We start from the raw sequence: 23,642 nt of genomic DNA, 5'->3' as shown, positions 1-23,642 counted from the left end.
GCTACACCACGAACCTCTCCGCCAGCAGGCGCTCGGCCTCGGCGAGGCCGAGGCCCTCCTCGTTCGTCGGCCGGTCGATGACCACCAGCTCGCAGCCCTCGGCCCGGGCCGCGCGGACCTTCTCCCAGAAGCCGCCGCTCGCACCCGACGCCTTGGTCACCACGACCCCGATCCCAAGCTCGCGGATGAGCGCGCGGTTGAGGGCCTCCGAGAAGGGCCCCTGCATCGCGACGACGTGGCTCGCGGCGAGCCCCAGCCCGCTCGTGCGCTCGAGCGAGGCCGCGACGGGGAGCACCCGCACGTAGGCGCGCGCGGCGAAGTCGCGGACGCCTCGCGCGAAGCTCGCGAGCTCCTTGCTGCCCGTGGTGAGGAGCACCCTGCCCGGAAGCCCGTCCACGATCCGGGCCGCCTCGTCGGCGTCGGCGGCGAGGCGCCACGGCCCCTCCGGCACGCCCTCGCGGACGACGCGCACGAGCGGTGCGCCGAGCGCGCCGGCGGCCTCGCGCACGCTGGCAGAGATCGAGGTCGCGAAGGGGTGCGTGGCGTCGACGACGCACGCGAAGCCCCCCTCGGCGATGAGCCCCTCGATCTCCTGCTCGGGCAGGGGCCGGCCGATCGCGCGCACGTGCGGGCCCTCGCGGACGAGCGTGCCGCCGTAGGGCGTTGCCGAGCAGTACACGACGTCGGCGCCGCCTCGGCCCGCGAGCCACTCCACGAGCTCGCGCCCCTCGGTGGTGCCGCCGAAGACGAGCACGCGCGGCAGGTGCGCGGCGCCTGCCACCGGCGTGCCCTTCTCCGCCGCGGGGCTCGCGAGCAGCGCGTCCTTCTCCCCCGCGGCGTCTGCGACCGGCGCGTCCTTCTCCGCCGCAGCGCCGCTGCGCCCGAGGTAGCCGCGTGGCGTCACCATGCGCCCGTCCACGACGCGGGTCGTTGAGCAGCCCACGAAGACCGTGCTGAACATGTCCACGCGCCTGTCGCGCAGCTCGCCCAGGGTGAGCACCTCGCTGGTCTCGCCCTCGCGGCCGACGTTGCGCACGATCCCGCAGACCGTCTCGGGCGGCCGGTAGCCGAGCACGAGGTCGCAGGCGCGCCGGAGGTAGTCCGCGCGCTTGCGCGACGAGGGGTTGTAGAGGCAGATCACCATGTCGGAGGAGGCGGCCGCGACGAGGCGCGCGCGGATCCGCTCGATGGGCGTGAGCAGGTCGGAGAGGGAGATCACGGCGAAGTCGCACATGAGCGGCGCGCCGAGGAGGGCCGCCCCTCCGGTGGCCGCCGTGACGCCGGGGACGACCTCGACCTCGACGTCGTCCCTGCCCTCGGCGAGCTCCAGGCACAGCCCCGCCATGCCGAAGACGCCCGGGTCCCCCGAGCACACCATCGCCACGCGCTGGCCGCGCGCCGCCTCCTCGAGCGCGGCCTCGCAGCGCTCGACCTCGCGGCGCATCGGCGTGGCGAGGGTCCGCTTGCCGGGGAAGGCCTCGCGCACGAGGTCGACGTAGACCGTGTAGCCCACGACGAGGTCGGCCTCCGCTATCGCGCGGCGCGCCCGTTGCGTGAGGTCGTCTGCGGCACCGGGGCCAAGGCCCACGACGCTGAGCACGCCGCGCCGGGCCGGGCCCGCCGCCGTGGAGGCCCCCGCGTCGCTGGTGGCCGCCTCGCCGCGGTCTGGCACCGGCCCCGCCGCCGGGAAGGAGACGGGCGCGTCCGCTACGGCCACGGCCACCGTGACGCCGCCACCGGCGCGCTTGGGCGAGACGAGCCTGCCGCCCGCGGCCAGCGCAGCGCGCTCGCAGACGTTGTCCACCCCCACGGTCCTCAGCACGAAGTCCGACGAGCTGAACTCCCCGGGCACGGCCGCGAGCTCGGCCGCGGAGAAGGTCGTGAGCTCCCAGCCCCTGTGCGCGCAGAGCGCCACGACCGCGGGCTCCTCCGCCTTGAGGTCGATGGTCGCGAGGCGCCAGACCGCCGCGCCCGACGCGCCCGACGCCGCGAGCGCCGCGTCCACGGCGCCCGCGAGGTCGCCCTCGTCCGTGCCCCTGCGGCAGCCCACGCCCACCGTGACGTCGCGCACGAGGAGGTGGAGCGTCCGGGCGAAGGGGCTCCTCGCGGGGTCGCGCGTCACGCAGACGCCGACCTCGGCCTCGCCTCGCACGAACCCGGCGGGAAGCTCGCCCGCGACCGGCACGTCGCTCGCGAACCCCACGGGCTCGCCCGCGAGCAGCCGCGCCGAGACCTCCTTTGCGAGGTCCCACTCCAGGACTCCGAGGCCCTGCTCCGCCGCCCACGCGTCCACGGCGAGAAGGCCCCTCACGTCCGTCGCGGTCGAGACCGCGGCCACCCCGCCCGTCGCGCGGGCAACTTCGCGCGCCAGGTCGTTGGCGCCGCCGACGTGCCCTGAGAGCAGCGGCACCGCGACGGAGCCCCGCTCGTCCACGCTCACCACCGCGGGGTCGCGGCGCTTGTCGGCCACAAGCGGCGCGACCGCGCGCACCGCTATGCCCGCGGCGCCCACGAACACGAGGGCGTCGTCGGCCGAGAAGCGCCTGCGCGCCCACGCGCCCACGGGGCCCGCGGGTGCGAGCCCGCGCGCCTCGGCGGCGCGTCCCCCCGCCGCGAGCTCCGCGACCCGCCAGCGCCCGCCGGCCTCGAGCGCGGCGGCGACCCTGCGGGCGAGCTCCGCCCCGGCGCCCGTGAAGGCGACGAGGGAGACCTGCCGCGGCTCCCGCCGGCCCGGGGCGCCGACGCCCGCGACCGCGCCGCCGGCCCTGCCGGCCTCGACGCGCGCCATCACGCCTCGCCCCCCTCGGACCGGCCGCGCGCGGGGCGGAAGCCCGTCTCGAAGGTGGGGTCGTAGAGCTTGGAGCGCAGGTAGGGCCCCTCGAGGAAGCCGCCCACGGCGACGATCGCCATCCTCGTGACCCCGGCATCGGCGGCCGTCCGCGCGAGCGTGCCCACCGTGCAGCGCAGGACGCGCTCGTCCGGCCACGTGGCCTTGTAGACGATCGCCGCGGGCGTGTCCGGCCCGTAGGCGCCGCTCAGGAGCTCCTCCTGCACGCGGTCGAGCAGGCCCGCCGAGAGGAAGAGCACCATGGTGCAGCCGTGCGCCGCGAGCTCTGAGAGCCGCTCGCCGGCAGGCACGGGGGTCCTGCCCTCCATGCGGGTGACGATCACGGTCTGCGAGACGCCGGGCAGCGTGTACTCCGCCCCGAGCGCGGCGGCCGCCCCCGAGAGGGCGGACACCCCGGGGCAGACGTCGTAGGCGACGCCCGCCTCGTCGAGCAGGTCCATCTGCTCGCGGATGGCCCCGAAGATGGAGGGGTCGCCCGTGTGGAGCCGCACGACCTCCTCGCCCGCGGAGGAGGCCGCGACCATCGCCGAGACGACCTGCCCCAGGTCCATCCGCGCCGAGTCGAGGGTCCTGGCGCCCGGCTTGCAGCCCTCGAGCAGGGCAGGGTTCACGAGCGAGCCCGCGTACACCACGAGGTCGGCCGCCGCCAGCAGGCGCGCGCCCCGCACGGTTATGAGGTCGGGCGCGCCCGAGCCGGCGCCCACGAAGTGAACCATCAGATCTCTCCCTTCCGTCCGCGGGGACCCTCCCCGCCTGCGGCCCCGGACCGCAGGAGCGCGAGCAGGCGCGGCGCCCCCGCGGTCTCTCCGAGGACGCCCCAGCCGGGCGAGAACACGACCGCCTCCACGTCGAGCGCGCCCGCCGCCCGCCGCCGCAGCTGGTCGCCCAGGGCGGCGGTGACGGAGGCCATGGTCTCGCGCAGGATGCCCGCGCGCTCGAGCAGGGGCAGCGCCTCGTCGGTCGTCGCCGACCGCATGATCTCCCCCACGAGGTCGCGGCTCGCCCCCTGGAGGGCGGCGTGGGCCGCCAGCGTCTCGCGCCGGCCGTCGGCCACGCGCGAGTGCGTGTTCATGATGCCTGCCGCGACCTTCACGAGCTTGCCGAGCGAGCCCACGACGAGCATGGACCCGAAGCCCGCCTGGGCGGCGGCGTCGATCGTCTGGCCCACGTAGTTGGAGCACTGCACGCACCGCCCCGCGTCGAGGCCGAGCTCGCCGGCGGCGAAGTCGCGCCCGTAGTTGCCCGGCGCCACGAGCAGGTCGCGCACGCCCGCGGCGCGCTGGACGCGAAGCTCCAGCGCGATGGAGGCGACGAGGGCCTCCTCGCTCATGGGCCGCACGATCCCGGAGGTCCCGAGCACGGAGATGCCGCCCTCGATCCCGAGCCTGGGGTTGAAGGTGCGCTCCGCCAGGCGCACGCCCTCCGGGATGCTGACCACGACCGCGAGGCCGCCCCCGTAGCCGGCCGCGCGCATGGCCGCGCGCGCCTGCTCCTCGATCATGCGGCGGGGGACGCGGTTGATCGCCGCGGCGCCCACGGGCTGGTCGAGCCCGGCGCGCGTCACGCGGCCGACGCCGACCCCTCCGTCGACGGCGACGCCGCCCTCCGTGCGCGAGACGCGCGCGTACACGTAGGCGCCGTCCGTCACGTCCGGGTCGTCGCCCGCGTCCTTCCTGACCGCGCACTCCGCCCAGCCGGGCCCCGCGTCGTAGCGCGTAAGCTCGACGGGGACCTCGAGCCCCGAGGGGGTGGCTATCCGCGCGGCCGGCAGGGCCTCGCCCGTGAGCAGCAGCGTCGCCGCCCCCAGGGTCGCGGCCGCGGCGCAGGTGCCCGTGGTGTAGCCGCAGCGCAGGCGCCGCCGCCCGACCGTGACGTAGTGCTCGAACGCCTCCATCTACGCCTCCCCTCCGCGGCCCGGCGCCGCCGGCAGCCGCACCGCACCGGTCGCAGGGTCGTAGCTCCCCGGCTCGAGGTCGAAGAGCGCGTCGATCACCTCGGGCACGAAGACCTCGGCCGGCGTGCCGCAGGCGAAGACGCGCCCGTCGCGCACGCAGACGACCTGGTCGGAGACGACCCGCGCGAGCTGCAGCTCGTGCAGGGTGGCCACGACCGCCACCCCCTCCGTCCGCGCCAGCTCGCGCAGGATGGAGAGCAGCTCCACCTGGTAGCGAACGTCCAGGTAGGAGGTCGGCTCGTCGAGCAGCAAGACGTCGGGCTCCTGGCAGATCGCGCGGGCGAGAAGGACCCGCTGCCGCTGGCCGTCCGAGAGGCGCATGAAGTCCTCGTCGCGCATCCCCCACGTGTTGGTGAGCAGCATCGTGCGGCGCACGACCTCGCGGTCGTGCCCGCTCAGCGCACCGAAGCGCCCGGTGTAGGGGTAGCGTCCGGACTCGACCACGTCCTCGCAGGTCAGAAGCTCGGTGCGCGGCCGGTCCGTGAGCACCACGGAGAGCCGGCGCGCCCGCTCGACGGCGCCGAGGCGGCGAAGGGGCTCGCCGTCGACGAGCACGCGGCCGGCGACGGGCTCGAGCAGGGCGGCGAGGGTGCGGAGGATGGTCGACTTGCCCGCGCCGTTGGGGCCGACGAGGGTCGTGACCTCGCCGGCGCGCACCTCGAGCTCCACGCCGGAGACGACCGCGCGCCCCACGTAGCCCGCGTCGAGCCCGCGCGCCGCGAGGCCCCGGGGCGCCGCGGCGGCCGCGCCCGCGAGCCGCACGTCCTTCTCGCCCGCCATCTACTCCCGCCTCCTACGGAGGAGGACGGACAGGACCACCGGCGCGCCGAAGATCGCCGTCACCGTGGAGATGGAGAGCTCGGTCGGGGCGAGCAGGGTGCGCGCGACGAGGTCGCACACGAGGCAGAAGACCCCGCCGCCGAGGAAGGCCGCCGGGATCACCTGGAGCGGGCGCGAGGTGTTGAGCAGCCGCTTGGTGACGTGCGGGACCGCGACGCCCACGAAGGAGACCGGCCCCGCGAAGGCGGTGACGGTGCCCGCGAGCACGCTCGAGAGCACCACGAGCCCGGCGCGCAGGCGCCTGACGTCGACGCCCACGCTCCTTGCGTAGCCCTCCCCCAGCTGGAAGGCGCCCATCGGCTTTGAGAGCGCGAGCGCGCAGGCGAGGGCGGCCGCGACCACGACGGCCATGACCGCCACGTCGTCCCAGCGCGCGCCGGAGAAGCTGCCCTGCGACCAGTTGCGCAGGTTCACGATGTTCTGGTCGGAGGCGAAGGTCACGAGGAAGTCCGTGGCGGCCGAGCAGACGTAGCCAATCATCACGCCGGCCACGATCAGCACCGACGAGCTGCGCACGCGCCGCGACACGGCCAGCACCAGCGCCATCACGAGGAGGGACCCCACGAGGGCGGCGGCCACGAGCGTCCAGGAGGACATGACGCCGTAGGAGCCCACGACCACGACCATCACGAGGGCCACCACGAACTTGGCGCCGTTGGAGACGCCCAGGACGAAGGGGCTCGCGATAGGGTTGTTGAAGAAGGTCTGGAGCAGGAAGCCCGAGACGGCGAGCGCCCCGCCGAGCAGCGTGGCCGAGAAGACCCTCGGCAGCCGGATGCTCCACACGATCGCCGAGGCGGTGTCGGCAGCGTCGGGGTGCGCGAGGACGGAGGCGAGCCGGTCCGGCGGCACGGGGACGGTGCCCATGCAGACGTTGGCCACGAAGGCCGCGGCGAGGGCCGCCGCGAGGGCCGCCATGACCAGGGCCGTCCTGCCGGCGCGCGTCTCGCGGACGGCCTCCTCGCCGGCGCGCGTCTTTCCCTCTCCCACAGCGCCCGCCATGCTAGCCCAGCCTGTGCAGGTACTCGAGGTCGGTCGCGGCGGGGTCGCAGAGCATCTCGTGGAAGTCCGAGATAATCGCGCCCGTGTCGGTCATCTGCTGGTACATGTCCTGCGAGGTGCACCAGACGTTGCCCTCCCTGACCGCCTTGAAGTCCGCGAGCAGCCGGTTCTTCTCCACCAGCTCGTCCACGGAGGAGACGCCCCCGTCGATCGAGGCGTTGTAGACGATGTAGTCCGCGTCGTGCGCCCCCTCGTAGAAGCGCTCCATCTCGAGCGTCACCGTGGAGCGCGCGGTGCCGTCGTCCTCGAGGCCGGAGAAGGCGTAGTCGCCCCCGGCGTACTGGATCATCTTGGTCACGTAGTCGCCGGGCTTGCGCACCACGGCGGAGCCGTTGGAGTTGACGTAGAAGAAGGCCACGGTCTTGCCGGTGTCCTCGCTGCGGGCGGCCTCGGCGAGCCGGACCTGCTCGTCGAAGAGCTCGCTCGCGCGCGCCTGCTGGCCGAGGAGGCTCCCCCAGAGCTTGATCCACTCCGTGCGCCCGAGCGGCTCGTCCTCGTAGCTCGCCATCTCCACCAGGACGGGGATGCCAAGCTCGCGGAGCTTCTCGCGCACGTCGGGCGTGTGGTTGACCATGGTCGACTCCACCGCGAGCCGCACGCCCTTGGAGAGCAGGAGGTCGTAGTCGGGGGAGGCGTACTTGCCGCCGTAGACGATGGCGCCCGTGGCCATCGCCTCGCGCGCCGCCTCGATGCTCCAGTCCTCCTGCCGGATGCCGGAGACCGTGACGCGACCCGTCTCGCCGAGGGCGTCGAAGAGGCACATGCTGTCGGAGGCGGCGAGGTAGACGTCGCCCACCGGCTGCTGGATGCAGGTGATGTCGGCCGAGAGGCCCTCCGGCGCGCTCGCCCCCTCGGGCACGACGAGGTAGCGGCTGCCGTCGGCGATGCAGACGAGCTGGTAGCCGCCCTCGTAGTAGTCGACGGAGAAGCGCTTCGCGTAGTCGAGCTCGAGGCTGCCCGTGGGCTGCCAGCCGCAGCCGAGGTCGGTGTCGCGGAAGTCCGGGACGACGGTCGTGGTGGGCGTGGCCTCGGCGGCGCCCTGGCCCGCCTGCGCGCCGCCGGCGGTGCCGGTCGCCGCGCCCGAGCCGGCGGAGCCGGAGCCCGCCGCGCCCGCGCAGCCCGCGAGCGGCGCCGCGAGCGCGAGGGCGAGGGCCAGCGCCGCCGCGACCGCGCCGGCGAGGTGCGCCCGCGGGCGATGCGTCCTTCTCGACCTGCGAATCATTGCGCGCCCCCGTCGCGGCCCGCCGTGGTCGCCTCGGCGGCGCCGCTCCGCGCGCGCCTGCGGTGAACGAGGAGGGCCGCCCCCACGGCGACGGCTGCGGCCCCGAGGCCCGCCGCGACGGCGACGGCGGGACCTGCCGGCGCGCCCTGGCGCTGGGGGTCGGAGAAGGTCAGCGTGTAGTCGATCAGGTGCGGCCTGCTCATCGCCGTCGTCTCCGCCTGCACGGGGAGGGCCTCGCCCAGGGCGGAGACGGGCACCTCGAAGGTCGAGTTGCCGCCCTCGTTGACGGGCGAGAGGCGCTGGCCGTCCACCACCATGAGGTCGTAGTTGGGGCTGCTCCAGGTGACGGTGGCGACCATGGAGCCCGAGCTTACGGAGAGCTCGCAGGGGCTCTGGACGCTCGCGCGGCCCGAGCCGCCACCGAGCTCGACGCTCACGGAGTAGTTGCCGTCGGCGAGGGCGGCGCCCTCGGCGGCCGCGGGCGCGGCCGGCGCGGCGAGGGCGAGCGCTGCCGCGGCGGCGAGGGAGAGGACGAGGGCCAGCGCCCGGCGCCGCCCGACCCTTCGTGTACCCATGCCCCTCACCTCTCCACGTCCTTCCCGGTCGCGGGGCCGCCCTGCCCCGCGTCCCTCTCGCCCGCGCCTCCGGACGCGCCGTCTGGCCCCGCGTCCTTCTCGCCCTCACCGGGCGCACCCGCGTCCCGGCGCGCGAGCTCCGCGAGCTCGGGCCAGTGCAGCCTCACCAGGCGGGTGCCCGCGTCCCCCCTGTGCGTCATGGTGCAGGGCGTGCAGTCCTTGTAGCCCCGCTCGGTGTAACGGAAGCTCCCGCCGCAGCGCGGACCCAGCGCGTAGAGGGGGCAGTAGCAGAAGAGGCAGTTGAACTCCTCCGCCTCGATGCCCTCGTGGCAGGGGAAGTAGGGGCAGTCCCTGTTGGTGAAGAAGGGGTACTCGTGCTCGCGGGACATCCCGCTCCTCTCGCTCGGGCGGCCGTGCGGCCGCCCCCTACGCTAGCGCATCCGGGCCGCCGGCGCACCCGCGCCGACGGCCCGGCAGACCTCGCCGCGCCCCGCCGGCCGGCGGGGCCTGCGCCTACGCCACGCTCGCGATGGCGTCGGCGGTGTGGGCGACGTAGATCTTCTGCACCGCGGGTATCTCGCCCAGGCCGGCGATCTGCGGCGCGACCTCGATGCCTGCGGCCTCGAACTGGCTCTTCCAGGAGTCGGCGTCATCTCCGGCCATGTCGTTGTGGGCGTGGTCGCCGGCGACGACCATGAGGGGCCTGAGCTGGATCTTGGTGTAGCCGGCCGCCTTGACCTTCTCGATCACGGCCTCGCAGGCGGTGTCGGCGGGCTTGCCCTCCACGGTCCCCACGTAGACGTTGTCGTAGCCGAGCTCGGCCATCTGCGCCTGCATCTGGTCGTAGGTGACGCTGGCCTCGTGCGAGGTGCCGTGGCCCATGAAGACGAAGGCGCAGCCGTCGGCCTTGGCGTCCTCCAGGCTGCCGTAGCCGGCCTCGCCCACGGCGGCGGCGGTGAGGTCTTCCGCCACGGCCCGCTTGTCGGCGTTGATGGCGGAGGCGTCGGTGCCCACCTCGCCCAGGAGCGGCTCGGCCACCACGACGTCCATCCTGTCGCGGTACTTGTCGGCCGCCTCGGTGAGCTCGTCGTACTCGGCGCCGTGCATGAGGTGGGTCGGCTGGATCACGAGCGTCTTGACGCCGTTGTCGACCGCGCGCTCGAGTGCCTGATCCATGTTGTCGATCTTCTCGCCGTCACGCGCCTGCACGTGGTTGATGATGATCTGCGAGGTGAAGGCGCGCCGCACGGACCAGTCGGGGTAGGCCGCCTGTATCGCCTTCTCGATGGAGCCGATGTCGTTCGCGCGGCTGTCGTTGTAGGAGGTGCCGAAGCTCGTGACCAGGATCTCACGCTCGCCGATGCCGTCCTGGTTGAGCGGGTCGTCCAGGGAGGCGTCGCCCGTGTTGAGGCCGAAGTACTCGGGGCTGGCGTGCTCGCCCTCCACGAGGGCCCTCTGGTCCTCGGTCAAGGCGTCCCAGGCGGCCTTGGCCTCGGCGCACTGCGCGTCGGTCTGGTCGGTGCGCTCCTGGACGTAGATCTGGTCGATAAGGGCCGCCACCTTGTCGGCCGCCTGCTGGTCCGCGGACTTCGCGGCCTCGCCCGAGGCAGCCTGCCCGGAGTCCGCAGCGGCAGAGCCGCCCGTCTGCGCCGTCCCCGCGCAGCCGCCGAGCGCCACCGCCAGCACGCCCGTGAGTATCGCCGCCGTCGCCTTACGCATCATCATCTCGCATCTCCCTCTCTCGTATCGCCGTCCCTCTCGGCCGTGCGCCTTCGTGCACCGCCGCAGCGCGCCGCCCCGGAGCCGCCGGGGCCCCAGCGCCGCCGGCGCCTGCCGCTGCCGCCGCGTACCGTCCTAGCCCTCGGGGACCGGGTCGGACACGCTCACCTTGTGGTCGTACCACTTGCCCTTCTTGCCCAGGATCGCGACGTCGAACTCCTGGTCGAGCGCGGGCACCGGCACGTCGTAGCCGAAGGCCTCCTCCGTCGAGCCGTCCGGGTACGTGACGGTGTCGACCGTCGGCGAGAGAAGCTGGGCGCCCTCCTTCTGGGCGTCGGCCGCCGTGCCGACGAAGAGGTTCACGATGCCCTCGGAGGCGAGCGTCAGGTGGACGGTCATGCTGCCGTCCTTCACGGTGAGCTCGCCCTTGCCGTCCTTGGCCTCGTTCACGTGGAACATGTCGCTGTCGGTGGTGACGTCTACGGTGTAGAGGCCGTCTGCGAGGCCGGTGCTCGCGGCCGCGCCCGCCGTGGACGCTCCAGTCGCCTGCGAGCCGGAGGCCGACTGCGCCTGCTCCTGGGCCTGGCCCGAGCCGCCGGAGCCCGCCGCGGGCTGCGCCGTGCCGGCCGAGCCGCAGGCGCCGAGAGCCAGGGCCAGCGTCGCCGCGACGACGATGGGCGCCGCCTTGGGGGTGTGCGTCGCCTTGTGCTTCATGGGTCGTTCCTCCTGGTCGCGTTCCGTTCCTTGGGACGTCGGGTGCGCGGGCGGGCGCGCCGCCGTGCGGCGGCTCCAGGCAGGGAGACCAGGCGAGAGGGGCCCTGGGCGAACAGGACCCGGGCGCGGCGTGCGCGCCCTTCTCGGTACAGCCAGGATCTCGTGGCTTGGGGCCAGCCCCCGTACCCGACAGGCAGGTCTCCCGACTTATCGCTCGGGCGCGCCCGCCCGCCTTCCCGGTCTCCCAGTGGCGTTGGGTGGGTGCTCGCGAATCACGGTGACGAGTTCGTGCGGGACGTTCGCCCGCTTCCCTTTTCACCGGGCGCCCGGGGCCGCGTGGCCGAGAAGGGCGTCCGACACCTGTCTCTATGCAGTTAGCTGTCAGTGTAGCATGACAGATTGGGCTCGGGCGCACTGTACGACGGAGCGCGTGGCCGCCGGAGCGGACGGGAGCGTTCCACATGACGAACGCCTAGCCCCTGGCGCAGCGCTTCGCCCCAGATGAATACTGACAGTCATCTAACCGAGCTCCTGCAACCCGCGGGGCAGGCATCCCTTCCTCGCTCCTCGCCCGTACTCCCACGCGGCGTCCATGAAGGCGTCGAGGTTCTCCCTCGAGGTGCCGACGGGAGTGGTGCACCCGGGGCAGAGCGTGTACCCGCGAGGTGAGTCTGCCGCCTTCCTCAGACAGTCGAGGACGGCCTTACGCACGTCCTCGGGGCTTCCCTCGAGCAGCACGGCGACGGGCGGCACGTTTCCCGTGAGGGAGACCTGTTGCCCGTAGAGCTCCTTCAGCTCCCCGATGTCCTCCAGGTTGTCGACCCAGAACCCGCTCACGCCGGAGCCTACCACGAGGTCCCAGCGGTCCCGGGTGTGACCACAGATGTGGATGGCGGTGCTCCCCTGAAACTCGTTCATGCGCCTTACCGCCTGCTCGAGGTACGGCTTGTAGAACTGCTTGAACTGGCGAAGGCTGAGAAGGTCGCTCGAAGCCATGGGCTCCGAGAGCATGAGCCCAATGCCGAGGCGCTTGTGGATGTCGCGCGCGCACTTGACCACGTTGTCCGTGGCGTATTGCATGAGCTTGTGCACGCCGTCGCGGTCCTTGATCATCCCTCTCAGGAAGACCTCTGTGTCAATGAGCTGACCGGCCGTAGTGAGCGGTCCAGCCAGACCGGTGCCGAAGGTCCTGATGTCCCCATAGACGTCCATGAGCTTCTCGAACGACTCGATGATGATCGGGAGTCGCCCATCCTTGTCGACGTCCACGAGCTCGGCCCCGTCCACCTCGGCGAACGACTTGAACTTTGGCTCTACGACGTACGAGACACCCTTCTCCGGGTACTCAAGCCTCGTTCCGAGCGCCTCGACCAAGGCGCGAAGGCCCAGACCGACGCCCATGTTGTCCGCCCCGAAGTCCGCGGCGAGACGGCTCTCGACGTCGAACATGATGTCAGACGAGAAGTACCAGTCCCTGATCTTGTATCCGTACAGGGGAGGTGCGGTCTCCCCCGCCGAGAGCGTTGTGGGGATGCGGTCCACCTCCTCGCCCGCGGCGTACGCGGCCAGCCGCTCCTTTGGCGTCATCTCAACTTCGTGCGATGTCACGAGGCTCACCCCTGCAATCTGACGACGGCCACGGACAGGTGCCCGCGGCCGTCTCGTGTCCCCCTGTCCTTTGGCTTAGCTCCAGGTGGGGACCATAGAACCCTTCATCTCGTTCGCCAGGTAGTCCTTCAGGTGGTCGCACTGGACGGCCTTGGCGATACCGGTCGCCCACTCGGCGTTGGCGTCCTCCTTACGAACGACGAAGCCCACCGCGTACTTCTCCTCGTCCTTGGAGCGGGCGATGTAGGAGTTGGCGTCCATCCCGGCGTTGACCATGTGGGCCGCGGCGAGGCAGATCCCGTCCACGTCGTTGATCGACTGCGGCAGTAGCTGCATCTCCGCTTCGACGAACTGGAGGTTCTTCGGGTTGTCCTTGACGTCGTGGATTGTCGGGGTGTCGACGCCGTCGACCAGGGTCAGCAGGCCGTGGTCCTTGAGCATAATCATGCCGCGCGCCTGGTTGGAGGCGTCGGAGCACATACCGAGCGTGGCGCCATCGGGCAGCTCCTCCAGACTCTTCCATTTGCTAGAGTACATGCCGAACAGGGGAGCGTAGCTCTTCGGCTCCACCATCACGAAGTCGGTGCCGTTGGACTTGTTGTACGCCTGGAGGTATGGCTCGTGCTGGTACCAGTTGCAGTCGATGCTGCCCTCGCCCAGCGCCTGGTTCGGGAGGACGGAGTCGTCGAAGGAGACAGCCTCGATCTTGTAGCCCGCGGCCTCGATATCCGGGGTAACCGCAGCGAGCTTATCCATGCTGTCCGCACGGGTGCCGACCTTGATGGTCTTCTGCTCCGAGGACGATGCGGATGACCCGCCCTGGCCGCAGGCAGCAAGTGCGGAGGTGATCCCCGCCATCCCCAGAAGCTGCAGTGCCGACCTACGAGTGAGCTGTAACGCCATATTCTTCTCCTAATCGATTGAGCACCTGGCCAGGTTCACCTGACGAGCGTGCGATTCCGCTTATTTGGCTCGTTGCGCGGGCCCTTTACTTGAGCTTGCGATAGACCCAGTCTCCGAAGTACTGAATCGCCGCCACGAGCACGATGAGGATGGCCACGATCGAGTACATGACGCGAACGTTGAAGTTCTGGTAGCCGTACTGGAGCGCGACCGCACCCAGGCCACCGGCGCCAACCGCGCCCGCCATTGCGGAGCAGCCGAGCAGGTTGATGAGGCCGAGGCTCAGGCCGGAGATGACCGAGGGCAGACCTTCCTTGAGGTACACCTTGAGCATGATCTGCATCTTGGAGGCGCCGAAGGACTTCGCCGCCTCGATGAGGGCGGGGTCCACCTCCTTGAAGGCGTTCTGGAAGATGCGGCCCATGAACGGGCTGCACGCGACCGTGAGGGGCACCAGCGCCGCAACCTCTCCGATCGAGGACCCGACGATGAGACGTGTGAGCGGGATGATCGTGACGATGAGGATGATGAACGGGAACGAGCGGATGATGTTCACGAACACGTCGAAGATCCTGAAGACGACCCTGTTGGGGCTCAGCCCGTCCTTGTCCGTGAGCACCAACACGATGCCTAGCACCATGCCGATGAGCGTCGCCAGCACGCCGGATATCAGCACCATCCTCAGGGTGGCGAAGAAGGCCGGGAGAATCAGCATCTGGAAGATCTCCCAGAAGGAGAACCTGCTAAGAACCATTCCGGGTCACCTACTCCTCTTCCTCGTCGCCGCGCGTGGACTCGGCGATCCATTCCTCGTCGATGCGGTCCCACTTCAGGGCAGCCCGGTCGAGGAAGCCTCCAGCCCTGCCCAAGTCCTCCTCGCGCACGTTCAGCGTGAAGAGGCCCGTGGCCCGGTTCCTGAAGTTCTGGATCCCTCCGTCGACGACCTCCGGAACGAACCCCGTCTCCTTTGAGAACGACTCGAAGAAGGACGCTCCGGGACCCTCGGCATCGTAGGCGACGCGCAGGTTCACCCCCTCGTCGGGCAGCGACGCCTGGTCTTCCCCAAGGAGGCGCAGCAGCGAGGCCGGCCTCCTGTAGAAGATGTCAAGCACATCGCCCATGCTCTTGATGACCCCCCGCTCCAGGATGCACGCCTTGCGGCACGCCTTGCGCACCACCTCCATCTGGTGGGTCACGATGACGATGGTGATTCCGGTCTCCCCGTTGATCTCCATCAGCAGGTCAAGAATCGAGCTGGTGGTCTTGGGGTCGAGGGCGGAAGTCGCCTCGTCACAGAGCAGGATCTTGGGGTCCATGGTGAGGGCCCTTGCTATCGCGACCCTCTGCTTCTGTCCGCCCGAAAGGCCCCTTGGACGCGCGTCCTTTCGATCCGCGAGGCCGACGAGCTCGAGAAGGCTCATGACCTTCTTGTCAATCTCCTCGCTCTTGTAGCCCCAGCACTTCATGGGAAGGGCAACGTTGTTGTAGACGGTCTCCCTTTCAAGCAGCGAGAACTGCTGGAAGACCATCCCAATCTGTCTGCGGAGCTCTCGGATTTCCTTGTAGGGCATGTCCTTGATCTCGTGGCCGTCCACTACCATGCTGCCCGACTGGTAATCCGTCAGCCCATTGATACACCTGAGCAGCGTGGACTTTCCCGCACCACTACGCCCAACCAGGGCGTACATCTCCCCGTCGGCGATGTCGAGGCTGATGTCCTTGAGGACCTCGCCCCCATCCGCCCAGCTTTTACCAAGGTGTTGTATCTCTATCACGTTTGAGCCCCCGACCGCATCCCACTCGTGTATTCCGCCATACCCCTGACGCTTCAAGGCAAGAGGCAGGTTGCCTCACTGATAGCCAGCGAAGTCAATGCCTCCATCGGCAACCGGCAATCTCGGCAATATTAGCCAAGTCGTTCTTCACACAGTTTTTTCACTGCGATTATTTATTCTCCGGTCTAATTACCGAACATAATTTCGTTCCAAATACTGCAATAAGGGCCATCGTACTTGGCCTCGAATGGCCGCGTCCGATGACCCCCGTTGTTTCGACTATCACGTTTCCGTACGCGTATATGGAAATGCAGGCTCGTAGTTGTTGCTACTCCACCGTCTCGACCTCTCCGTGCGAGAACGCGTACTCACTAATCTCGTTTCCGATACCCGGCAGCTCGGGAACCGAGAAGCGACCGTCGACCGGCTGGTAGTCGTACTTGCACAGCCTACGGTTGTAGTCGAAGCGGTTGTAGACGTGGTGCTCGTGGATGGTGAAGTTCGGGAGGACGCACTCGACCTGGAGCGCCGCTGCCGTCAGGAGCGGGCTCGAGCAGACGTGCACCTGAACGCCCACGTCGTAAGTCTCCGCCATGTCCGCAACCTTCTTCACCTCGGTGATGCCGCCGCAGTTGCCGAGGTCCGGCTGGATGAGCTGGACGGAGCCGTCCTCGAAGTAAGGGGCATACTGCCAGCGGGTGTAGACGCGCTCGCCCTGCGAGACGGGAACTCCGAGCCTATCGAACACGCTCTTGGTCAGCTTCGGCGTCGGTGTGCACGGCTCCTCGAAGTAGTAGATACCGTACTCCTTGACCGCCTCCCCGAGCTGGACCGCCGACTGCACGTCGACGCTCGAGTGGTTCTCCATGATGATGTCGACTTCTGGGCCCACCTCCTCGCGCACCGCCGCGAACCTACGCCTGACCATGTCGACGTACTTGTGGGGAAGGAGCCTCGTCGTGTCCTCATGGGAATAGCGGTGCCCGTCAGCCTCGTCAAAGGTGAAGAAGTCGTACTTGACTGCGTCGTAGCCCTCGTCGACCGCGGCCCGAGCGCTCCTCTTGTAGTCCTCGATTGTGACGGCGGGAGTCTTCTTGTCATACCAACCAAACTGCAGCTGGCTCGCATAACACCTCAGGCTCTCGCGGACTTTGCCTCCTAGCAACTGGTAGACGGGCACACCGAGTGCCTTGCCCTTGATGTCCCACAGGGCGACATCTATCGCAGACATCGCGGCGAAGACGACGGGTCCGCCGTTCTGCCCCCAGAACGTCCCCTTGTAGAGGTCTTGCCAGATGAGTTGGCTCTGGAAGGGATCCCTCCCGATAATCTGGCGGGAGAACTCGACGAGGGCGCTCCTCGCTGCCGTCGATGGGCAGCCGTAGGTCATGCCCGCCTCGCCGTCTCCGTAGATTCCCTCGTCCGTGTACACGCGACAGAGGACGGGCGACCAGGCAGGGTTGTCGGCTGGCCTCTCCTCCAGATAAATTACGTCGACTTTGGTAATCCTCATCATCATCACCCCGAGAACGAACGTCTAGTCAATGGACCAGGAGAGCAGGCGGGACTTGATGTGCTCGAACACCTGCATCACTATCACGAGCACCACTACCAGGAAGACGAAGCCCGCCCAGGTCTCCGCATAGAGGCCGTAGTCTGCATACTTCTTCACGAAGAAGCCCATGCCGTACTTCGCGCCGTACATCTCCGCGTAGACGAGCATCACGAAGGATCCCCTGAGGGATGTCACGAACCCCGAGAGTATCGACGGACTCGCCGCGGGGAGGATGACCTTGAAGAACTTCTTCGCCCCGTGTAGCTCGAGCGCCGCTGCGTTGTCAAGGTAGGTCTTATTGATGGTCTGGATGCCCGTGATAGTCGCGAAGAGAGTCGCCCAGATGGTCTGGTAGATAATCAGGAAGAGCGATGCCACCCAGAAGTTGGGAGCGAGGAGGAGTGCGAAGGGCGAGAGGAGAATCGAGGGGATGACACTGATGGTGTACACCACCGGATGCAGCACTTCCCTCGCCCGCTTGTTCATTCCCAGCACGGACCCGACGACCAGGGCGATTGTGGTCGCGATAATCAGCGCGGGCACCAACAGCCCGAACGACGAGAACATGTTGATGAACATCGTCTGCCAGTATTGCTGGAACGCCTTGCCGATCTGCGCGGCGGGTGGGAACAGGAAGGCGTTAACCAGCCTGTTGTCAGCGATGACAACATAGGCGGCGACGATGCCCACAAAAACTAATATCGTAATCCAATACTTCTTGAAGAAGCTGCCCACTCTGCCCACGAGACCCCCTTCATTTCCTTGATACAGAGACGCTCTTACGCGTCGTGCTCCTGGAAGAACTCCTTGCGGCTCTTCCACCACTCGGGGTAGTCATCGGCATACTCCTGGGAGATCTCGTTCAGAGCCTCCTCGTAGAAGCTGGTGTCGATGTGGTCCTCGAGCTTGACCTTCGCAGCGGCGTCCGCATCCACGAGGCCGATCTGCTTCATGACCTCCCACGTCTGCTCCACCTGGTGCTTGACGGGGTCGGTGTCGGGAATGTAGTGCTCGTTCTTGAGGTAAGCGGCAACGTAGTCCTGGTCTGTGTTGAGCTCCTTGGCAAGAATCTCAACACACTCGTCAAGGTTCGCGTGGAAGTACGCGTTGGACCTCACCATCGCGCGCATGACCGCCTTGACCGTCTTCGGATTGTCCTTCACGAACTGGGTCCTCATATTCATGCGGCAACAGCCGTATGTGGGCATGAGCTCATCCGCATAGACGACGATGTCGACATCAGGCGAGTTATTGACCGTATAGAGCATATCGCCAGACATGTAGCCATAGTCGGCTTCCCCTGCGACCACGGCTGCATACCTGTCCGCGGACGTGCTCGTGCTGACCCACGTCACGTCCTTGGTCGGGTCATATCCTGCCTGCAGCATGGCATAACATACGGGGATCTGCGGCGCCTTGTGCGCGATTCTCTTTCCGACAAGGTCTCCCACGCCGTTCCAGGTAGTCCCCTTCTTCGCAATCAGATACATGCCCTGAAGCATGTACCCACCGACGATGGTGAAGTCCTGCCCAGCTGCAATCTGCTGTAGCGGGCCGGAAGTCCCCTGGTTCGACGTTACATCGACAGCACCCGTCGAGAGCGCGGTGAGCGCATCAGTGTCGGACTGGACAGGATCCTCAACGACGGTAAGACCCTCGTCCGCAAAGTAGCCCTTCTTCTGTCCCAGGGTGACGAAGATGTTGCCGCTGTTAGCTCTGCCCCAGTGGATGGTATCCACTTCCAGACCCTTGTCCCCGCTGGCAGGACTGGATTCCGCAGCGGCTCCAGACGTGTTAGAGCTGCCGCAGGCACTGAGCGCAAGTCCCGCTCCGAGGACTCCCATAGTAGATATGAAAGTACGGCGGCTCAGGTTCGCGTTCATTTGTGACATAGCGTCTCCATTCCTAACGATGTCTTTCAGCAGGCACCGTTGCCTGCCGTTTGCCAAACTGCGAAGGTCACTCGACACGACAAGCGATGTCGCGGTTCATCTCCATGACCAACTTGTTGCGGAGGTCGAGTATCCACTTGTCGTCAAACTGCGTGTTCCTGGTGACCCGATGCTCCTCAGGTATCCTCTCATCGAGGATGACGTGACTCGGAGACTGGCCAAGCATGTAGATGTGCGTTGACAGGAGGAGCGCCTCATCCACATCGTGGGTGACGAAGAAAATGGTCTTCTTCTCCTCTTCCTTGCCCCACAGCGATAGCACCAGGTCCTGCAGCCTCGCGCGAGTGACCGCATCGAGGGCACCGAAGGGCTCATCCATCAGGAGCATTGGCGAATCGATGCCAAAGGCGCGTGCGATGGCGCAGCGCTGCTTCATCCCGCCGCTCAGCTCCTTGGGAAGCTTCCGGTATATCTTCGCGTCCAAGCCGACTGCCTCGAGGAGCTCGTACACGCGCTTCTTGAGGTCCGCTTTGTCGACATCGGGGAACTTCTGGGTCAGGCCGAGGAGAATGTTCTCACCGGCGCTCATCCACGGGAAGAGGCCGTAGTCCTGGAAGACAATCCCCCTCTCCAGGCTCGCACCGTGAATCGGCTCGCCGTCGAAGAGCAGCTCGCCCGACGTTGGCGACTCGAGCCCAGCTATGAGCCTGAGAAGGGTCGACTTGCCACATCCCGACTGACCCAGCAGGCAGACGAACTCACCGTCCTGGACGTCGATGTTCAGATGTTCGAGAATCAGGCGGTCGGTACCCTTGTATGAAAACGACAGGTCTTCGATGTGGACGCCCATTGAGTCTCCTATACACTGCTCGGGAATCTGCGTGAGAGATTGAAGCTGCTGATAGCGGGTGACTCGCGAGGACAACGTAGGAATGGAGAACGCGCGCTGGGATTCATCCGCGCCGCCATCGCTACCCATGCGGTCCACGCGATACGCAGCCGCTACCGCTGCATGACCCGCTCTGATAACCACCGTTTGGGCAACCAGAATGACGAGAGGCATCTGGCGCCATCGAATTCTAATGAGATTTCCCCTAGGGCAACATTTTGGGTTTGATTACTTTTAACGCATATAGTTAACTGATGGCTTCATCTTGCGGAACGCCCGCACGTTCACTCATCGCTCGTGCCGTCATGCGTCGAGCGTCTCGATGTCGCCATGAGTGAGACGGACGCGCGGATGCGCCGTCGCACCCATCGCCTCCCCTACGCTCCCCCGCGCAGCGCCCACGCAACCTTCGCGAGCTCGAGCAGCCGACGGTAGTCCGGTGGGCTGTCCAGCCGCACGACAGGTGCGTCGACCAGCGCGTGGAGGATGCCGCGCACCCGGAAGACGTCGTAGTCCGAGAGGCCCTCGGCCTTGGTGAGCACCAGGAGGCGCGCCTCCTCGAGCTTCCTGCACGCCGCGTTGGAGAGGGCGCGCGGCTCGGCTACTCTTGTGGCGTCCACCACGGTGATGGCGGCGCAGACCTCTAAGGGCTGCTCCCTCCCCACGTAGGAGACCACGCCCGCCACGTCGTCCACGGACGCGGCGTCGCACGCCTCCACGATCACGCACGCGGGCGGCGAGGAGCGCATGATCGTCGTGAGGCCCTGGTGGAGGGTGTGGGGCAGCCCGTCGCCCGCGTCCGCGCGGCGCGCCGGCACGACCGGCCAGAGAGACACCCTCCCAGCGGAGATGAGGTCCCAGCTCACGGAGCTCTCCCCCGCCTCGCACTCGAGCACGACCGGCGGCTCGTCGAGCGCGTTGGCCGCGACGATGCCGTTGATGAGCGTCGTCTTGCCGGCGCCTCGCGCCCCCGAGATTATGATCACCTCAGTCATTGGGCCTCGCTCGAAGTACTCGCTCGCAGTCTCTTCTCGCCGCGCCTCGGTGCCGGCAGGCGCGGAGCTGGCGCCTGCCGGCATACTGCCCGCCCGCGAGTCGCCGCCGGCGGGCCGGTATCCAGGAGATGCTAGTGGGACCCTTTTGGTAATCGCTTCCCCGTCGTCCTTGTCGCCGGCGAACGGCAAGCGCCCAAACGAGTTGCGGAGGAACTGCGAAGGCCCCGCGCCCATGGGAGAATTCTTGCCGGAACCCCGCAATTGTCTTTCGGGCGCGCGTTTTTCTCACCTGCGCCGATTTGGGTTATCAACGGTGTTTCAACATCACGGAATGGCTTTTCAACAATATCTTGTGCTGAATGTCAATTTCTGGCACAAGAAGTTGTGCCATACTCTTCGCAGGCCATAGGAAACCAATCCCAGCGACGGCACGGCAGGCGCGGTTTGCGCGTTTGCCCAGCTAGTCTGTGCCGCCGCCACGCAAGCGAGGAGAGCACGATGAAGATCATCAAGCGCAACGGCTCAGAGGTACCCTTCGACGTCAGCAAGATCTCCAACGCCATCGCCGGGGCCAACGCCGAGGCCGCCGAGGCCGACCGCCTGACCGAGCGCGAGATTACCTTCGCCTCCCTCAACGTGCAGGACGAGTGCGCCAAGGCCGGCCACACCGTCACGGTCGAGGAGGTCCAGGACCTCGTCGAGGACCAGCTCATGGCCCTCGACCACTTCGACGTGGCCCGCCGCTACATCATCTACCGCTACCTGCAGAACCAGAAGCGCCACAAGAACACCACGGACGACAAGATCCTCTCGCTGATCGAGGCCAACAACGAGGAGGTCAAGCAGGAGAACTCCAACAAGAACCCGACCGTGGTCAGCGTCCAGCGCGACTACATGGCCGGCGAGGTCTCCAAGGACCTGACGATGCGCCAGCTGCTGCCGCGCGACGTCGTGGAGGCCCACCAGGAGGGCATCATCCACTTCCACGACGCCGACTACTACGCCCAGCACATGCACAACTGCGACCTCGTGAACCTCGACGACATGCTGCAGAACGGCACGGTGATCAGCGGCACCATGATCGAGAAGCCCCACAGCTTCTCGACCGCCTGCAACATCGCCACGCAGATCATCGCCCAGGTGGCCTCCTGCCAGTACGGCGGCCAGTCCATCTCGCTCTACCACCTCGCCAAGTTCGTGGACGTCTCCCGCAAGAAGATCCGCCGCCAGGTGTACGCCGAGATGGAGGCCATCGACGCCCACCCCGGCGCCGACAAGGTCGACACCATCGTGGAGAAGCGCCTGCGCGACGAGGTGGCCCGCGGCATCCAGACCATCCAGTACCAGGTCGTCACCCTCATGACCACCAACGGCCAGGCGCCGTTCATCACCGTGTTCATGTACCTCAACGAGGCGCGCGACCCCCAGGAGAAGCACGACCTCGCACTCTGCATCGAGGAGATGCTCAAGCAGCGCTACCAGGGCGTCAAGAACGAGGCCGGCGTGTGGATCACCCCCGCCTTCCCCAAGCTCATCTACGTGCTCGAGGAGGACAACATCCACCCCGGCGACCCCTACTTCTACCTCACGCAGCTGGCCGCCAAGTGCACCGCCAAGCGCATGGTGCCCGACTACATCTCCGAGAAGAAGATGCGCGAGTACAAGCTCTCCAAGGGCGAGGCCGAGGGCGAGGGCGACGTCTACACCTGCATGGGCTGCCGCTCCTTCCTGACGCCCGACCGCTCGGGCGACGGCTACGGCAACGTGGCCAAGGCCAAGAACTACGAGCCGGGCAAGCCCAAGTACTACGGCCGCTTCAACCAGGGCGTCGTCACGATCAACCTGCCCGACGTCGCGCTGTCCGCCGACCGAGACGTGGAGAAGTTCTGGCCGCTCTTCGACGAGCGCCTCGAGCTCTGCCACCGCGCGCTGCGCTGCCGCCACGACCGCCTCTGCGGCACGACCTCGGACGCCGCGCCGATCCTGTGGCAGTACGGCGCCCTCGCGCGCCTCGACAAGGGCGAGAAGATCGACAAGCTCCTCTATGGCGGCTACAGCACCATCAGCCTCGGCTACGCCGGCCTCTACGAGTGCGTGAAGGCCCTCACCGGCAAGAGCCACACCGACCCCGCCGCCGAGGACTTCGCCCTCTCGATCATGCAGCACATGAACGACAAGTGCGCCGAGTGGAAGGCCGCCGAGGACATCGACTACTCCCTCTACGGCACGCCACTCGAGTCCACCACCTACAAGTTCGCCAAGTGCCTGCAGCGCCGCTTCGGCATCATCCCCGGCATCACGGACAAGGGCTACATCACCAACTCCTACCACGTCCACGTGACCGAGAAGATCGACGCCTTCACCAAGCTGCGCTTCGAGAGCAAGTTCCAGCGCCTCTCCCCCGGCGGCGCCATCTCCTACGTCGAGGTGCCCAACATGCAGGACAACCTCGAGGCCGTGGTCCGCGTGATGCAGTTCATCTACGAGAACATCATGTACGCCGAGCTCAACACCAAGAGCGACTACTGCCAGGTGTGCGGCTACGACGGGGAGATCAGGATCGTGGAGGACGACGGCAAGCTCGTGTGGGAGTGCCCCAACTGCGGCAACCGCGACCAGAGCAAGATGAACGTCGCCCGCAGGACCTGCGGCTACATCGGCACCCAGTTCTGGAACCAGGGCCGCACGCAGGAGATCAAGGACCGCGTGCTGCACCTGTAGCGCTACGGCCGCGAGAACGATCCAGGCCGAAGGGACCGCCGGATGGGCTCCCTTCGGCCTTCTCGCGTACTTATCGGCTCTAACGCCGTGCTACGCCAGTTGGGATTCAACCGAAAGATATGAAAAGAGCCGGGGAAAACGTCCCCGGCGCTTGGAGACCCTTCCTCACGGGAAAAGTCAGCTACTTTCTATCACATTCCAGCGCTCCCGTCGAAGGCGCCACCTGCACCACGCATTGTCGTGACGATGGGCGCCTTGTCGGTCTGCCCGAGGCGCCCTTTGGTGTCCCGTGCGTCAGATACAATTGCAAGGCGTTAAACCCATCCGTGGACGCGGCTCTCTCGCAGCACCACCCAAGAGGGAACCGTCC

The 23,642-nt window shown here is 67.8% G+C and carries 20 protein-coding genes and 1 riboswitch; of the genes, 1 reads left to right on the top strand and 19 read right to left on the bottom strand.

The features are described 5' to 3' along the window. Position 1 precedes the first annotated feature (1 nt). The 19 genes from cobJ to VXJ25_RS00215 all read right to left on the bottom strand — a co-directional run bounded on the left by cobJ (position 2) and on the right by VXJ25_RS00215 (position 20,551). The gene (gene cobJ / locus VXJ25_RS00305; RefSeq protein WP_330957208.1) at positions 2-2,788 is read right to left on the bottom strand and encodes a precorrin-3B C(17)-methyltransferase; all 2,787 of its coding nucleotides are present in this window, start codon (positions 2,786-2,788) and stop codon (positions 2-4) included. After that, positions 2,788-3,564, bottom strand: a complete 777-nt coding sequence (cobM, locus tag VXJ25_RS00300) for a precorrin-4 C(11)-methyltransferase (RefSeq protein ID WP_330957207.1) — start codon at positions 3,562-3,564, stop codon at positions 2,788-2,790. The genes cobJ and cobM overlap by 1 nt, the downstream gene beginning before the upstream one ends. Further along, the gene (cbiD, locus tag VXJ25_RS00295) at positions 3,564-4,742 is read right to left on the bottom strand and encodes a cobalt-precorrin-5B (C(1))-methyltransferase CbiD (protein WP_330957206.1); all 1,179 of its coding nucleotides are present in this window, start codon (positions 4,740-4,742) and stop codon (positions 3,564-3,566) included. Before cbiD ends, cobM begins: the two co-directional genes overlap by 1 nt. After that, positions 4,743-5,582, bottom strand: coding sequence for an ABC transporter ATP-binding protein (locus VXJ25_RS00290; protein WP_330957205.1), 840 nt, complete (start codon positions 5,580-5,582; stop codon positions 4,743-4,745). It lies immediately after the preceding gene. After that, positions 5,583-6,632 (bottom strand): FecCD family ABC transporter permease, encoded by a 1,050-nt coding sequence (locus VXJ25_RS00285; RefSeq protein WP_330957204.1) that lies wholly within the window; start codon positions 6,630-6,632, stop codon positions 5,583-5,585. Between the two features lie 13 nt (positions 6,633-6,645). Beyond that, positions 6,646-7,926 carry an ABC transporter substrate-binding protein gene (locus VXJ25_RS00280; RefSeq protein WP_330957203.1) on the bottom strand — a complete coding sequence of 427 codons (1,281 nt, stop codon included), beginning with the start codon at positions 7,924-7,926 and terminating at the stop codon, positions 6,646-6,648. Continuing rightward, positions 7,923-8,501, bottom strand: coding sequence for a hypothetical protein (locus tag VXJ25_RS00275; RefSeq protein ID WP_330957202.1), 579 nt, complete (start codon positions 8,499-8,501; stop codon positions 7,923-7,925). The genes VXJ25_RS00280 and VXJ25_RS00275 overlap by 4 nt, the downstream gene beginning before the upstream one ends. Positions 8,502-8,506: 5 nt before the next feature. After that, positions 8,507-8,890, bottom strand: coding sequence for a cysteine-rich small domain-containing protein (locus tag VXJ25_RS00270; protein ID WP_330957201.1), 384 nt, complete (start codon positions 8,888-8,890; stop codon positions 8,507-8,509). 124 nt (positions 8,891-9,014) lie between these two features. After that, entirely contained in the window at positions 9,015-10,226 is a 1,212-nt protein-coding gene (locus tag VXJ25_RS00265; RefSeq protein WP_330957200.1) for a sirohydrochlorin cobaltochelatase, read from the bottom strand. A 129-nt stretch (positions 10,227-10,355) separates the two neighbouring features. Continuing rightward, the gene (locus VXJ25_RS00260) at positions 10,356-10,934 is read right to left on the bottom strand and encodes a hypothetical protein (protein WP_330957199.1); all 579 of its coding nucleotides are present in this window, start codon (positions 10,932-10,934) and stop codon (positions 10,356-10,358) included. Between the two features lie 175 nt (positions 10,935-11,109). Then, positions 11,110-11,312: riboswitch (cobalamin riboswitch) on the bottom strand. A 141-nt stretch (positions 11,313-11,453) separates the two neighbouring features. Then, positions 11,454-12,521, bottom strand: coding sequence for a uroporphyrinogen decarboxylase family protein (locus VXJ25_RS00255; RefSeq protein WP_330957198.1), 1,068 nt, complete (start codon positions 12,519-12,521; stop codon positions 11,454-11,456). Positions 12,522-12,617: 96 nt separating this feature from the next. Continuing rightward, positions 12,618-13,445, bottom strand: a complete 828-nt coding sequence (locus VXJ25_RS00250) for a MetQ/NlpA family ABC transporter substrate-binding protein (RefSeq protein ID WP_330957197.1) — start codon at positions 13,443-13,445, stop codon at positions 12,618-12,620. A gap of 85 nt (positions 13,446-13,530) precedes the next feature. After that, on the bottom strand, positions 13,531-14,199 hold the full coding sequence (locus tag VXJ25_RS00245) for a methionine ABC transporter permease (protein WP_330957196.1): 669 nt from the start codon (positions 14,197-14,199) through the stop codon (positions 13,531-13,533). A 10-nt stretch (positions 14,200-14,209) separates the two neighbouring features. Beyond that, on the bottom strand, positions 14,210-15,220 hold the full coding sequence (locus tag VXJ25_RS00240) for a methionine ABC transporter ATP-binding protein (RefSeq protein ID WP_330957195.1): 1,011 nt from the start codon (positions 15,218-15,220) through the stop codon (positions 14,210-14,212). 328 nt (positions 15,221-15,548) lie between these two features. Beyond that, positions 15,549-16,733 (bottom strand): mandelate racemase/muconate lactonizing enzyme family protein, encoded by a 1,185-nt coding sequence (locus tag VXJ25_RS00235; RefSeq protein WP_330957194.1) that lies wholly within the window; start codon positions 16,731-16,733, stop codon positions 15,549-15,551. A 24-nt stretch (positions 16,734-16,757) separates the two neighbouring features. Next, on the bottom strand, positions 16,758-17,510 hold the full coding sequence (locus tag VXJ25_RS00230; RefSeq protein WP_330957193.1) for an ABC transporter permease: 753 nt from the start codon (positions 17,508-17,510) through the stop codon (positions 16,758-16,760). Between the two features lie 44 nt (positions 17,511-17,554). Beyond that, entirely contained in the window at positions 17,555-18,619 is a 1,065-nt protein-coding gene (locus tag VXJ25_RS00225) for an ABC transporter substrate-binding protein (RefSeq protein WP_330957192.1), read from the bottom strand. Between the two features lie 115 nt (positions 18,620-18,734). Next, complete coding sequence (locus tag VXJ25_RS00220; protein WP_330957191.1) at positions 18,735-19,517, bottom strand: ABC transporter ATP-binding protein; 783 nt, start codon at positions 19,515-19,517, stop codon at positions 18,735-18,737. 416 nt (positions 19,518-19,933) lie between these two features. Next, positions 19,934-20,551, bottom strand: coding sequence for a GTP-binding protein (locus VXJ25_RS00215; RefSeq protein ID WP_330957190.1), 618 nt, complete (start codon positions 20,549-20,551; stop codon positions 19,934-19,936). Between the two features lie 498 nt (positions 20,552-21,049). Between VXJ25_RS00215 and nrdD the strand changes: the two genes are divergently transcribed. Next, on the top strand, positions 21,050-23,272 hold the full coding sequence (gene nrdD / locus VXJ25_RS00210) for an anaerobic ribonucleoside-triphosphate reductase (protein ID WP_330957189.1): 2,223 nt from the start codon (positions 21,050-21,052) through the stop codon (positions 23,270-23,272). Positions 23,273-23,642: the final 370 nt, after the last annotated feature.

This window comes from Olsenella absiana, from assembly GCF_036408855.1.
Taxonomy (GTDB): Bacteria; Actinomycetota; Coriobacteriia; order Coriobacteriales; family Atopobiaceae; genus Olsenella_K; species Olsenella_K absiana.
The sequence above is the reverse complement of the archived record's forward strand: the minus strand, read 5'-3'. Positions and strand labels throughout refer to the sequence as shown.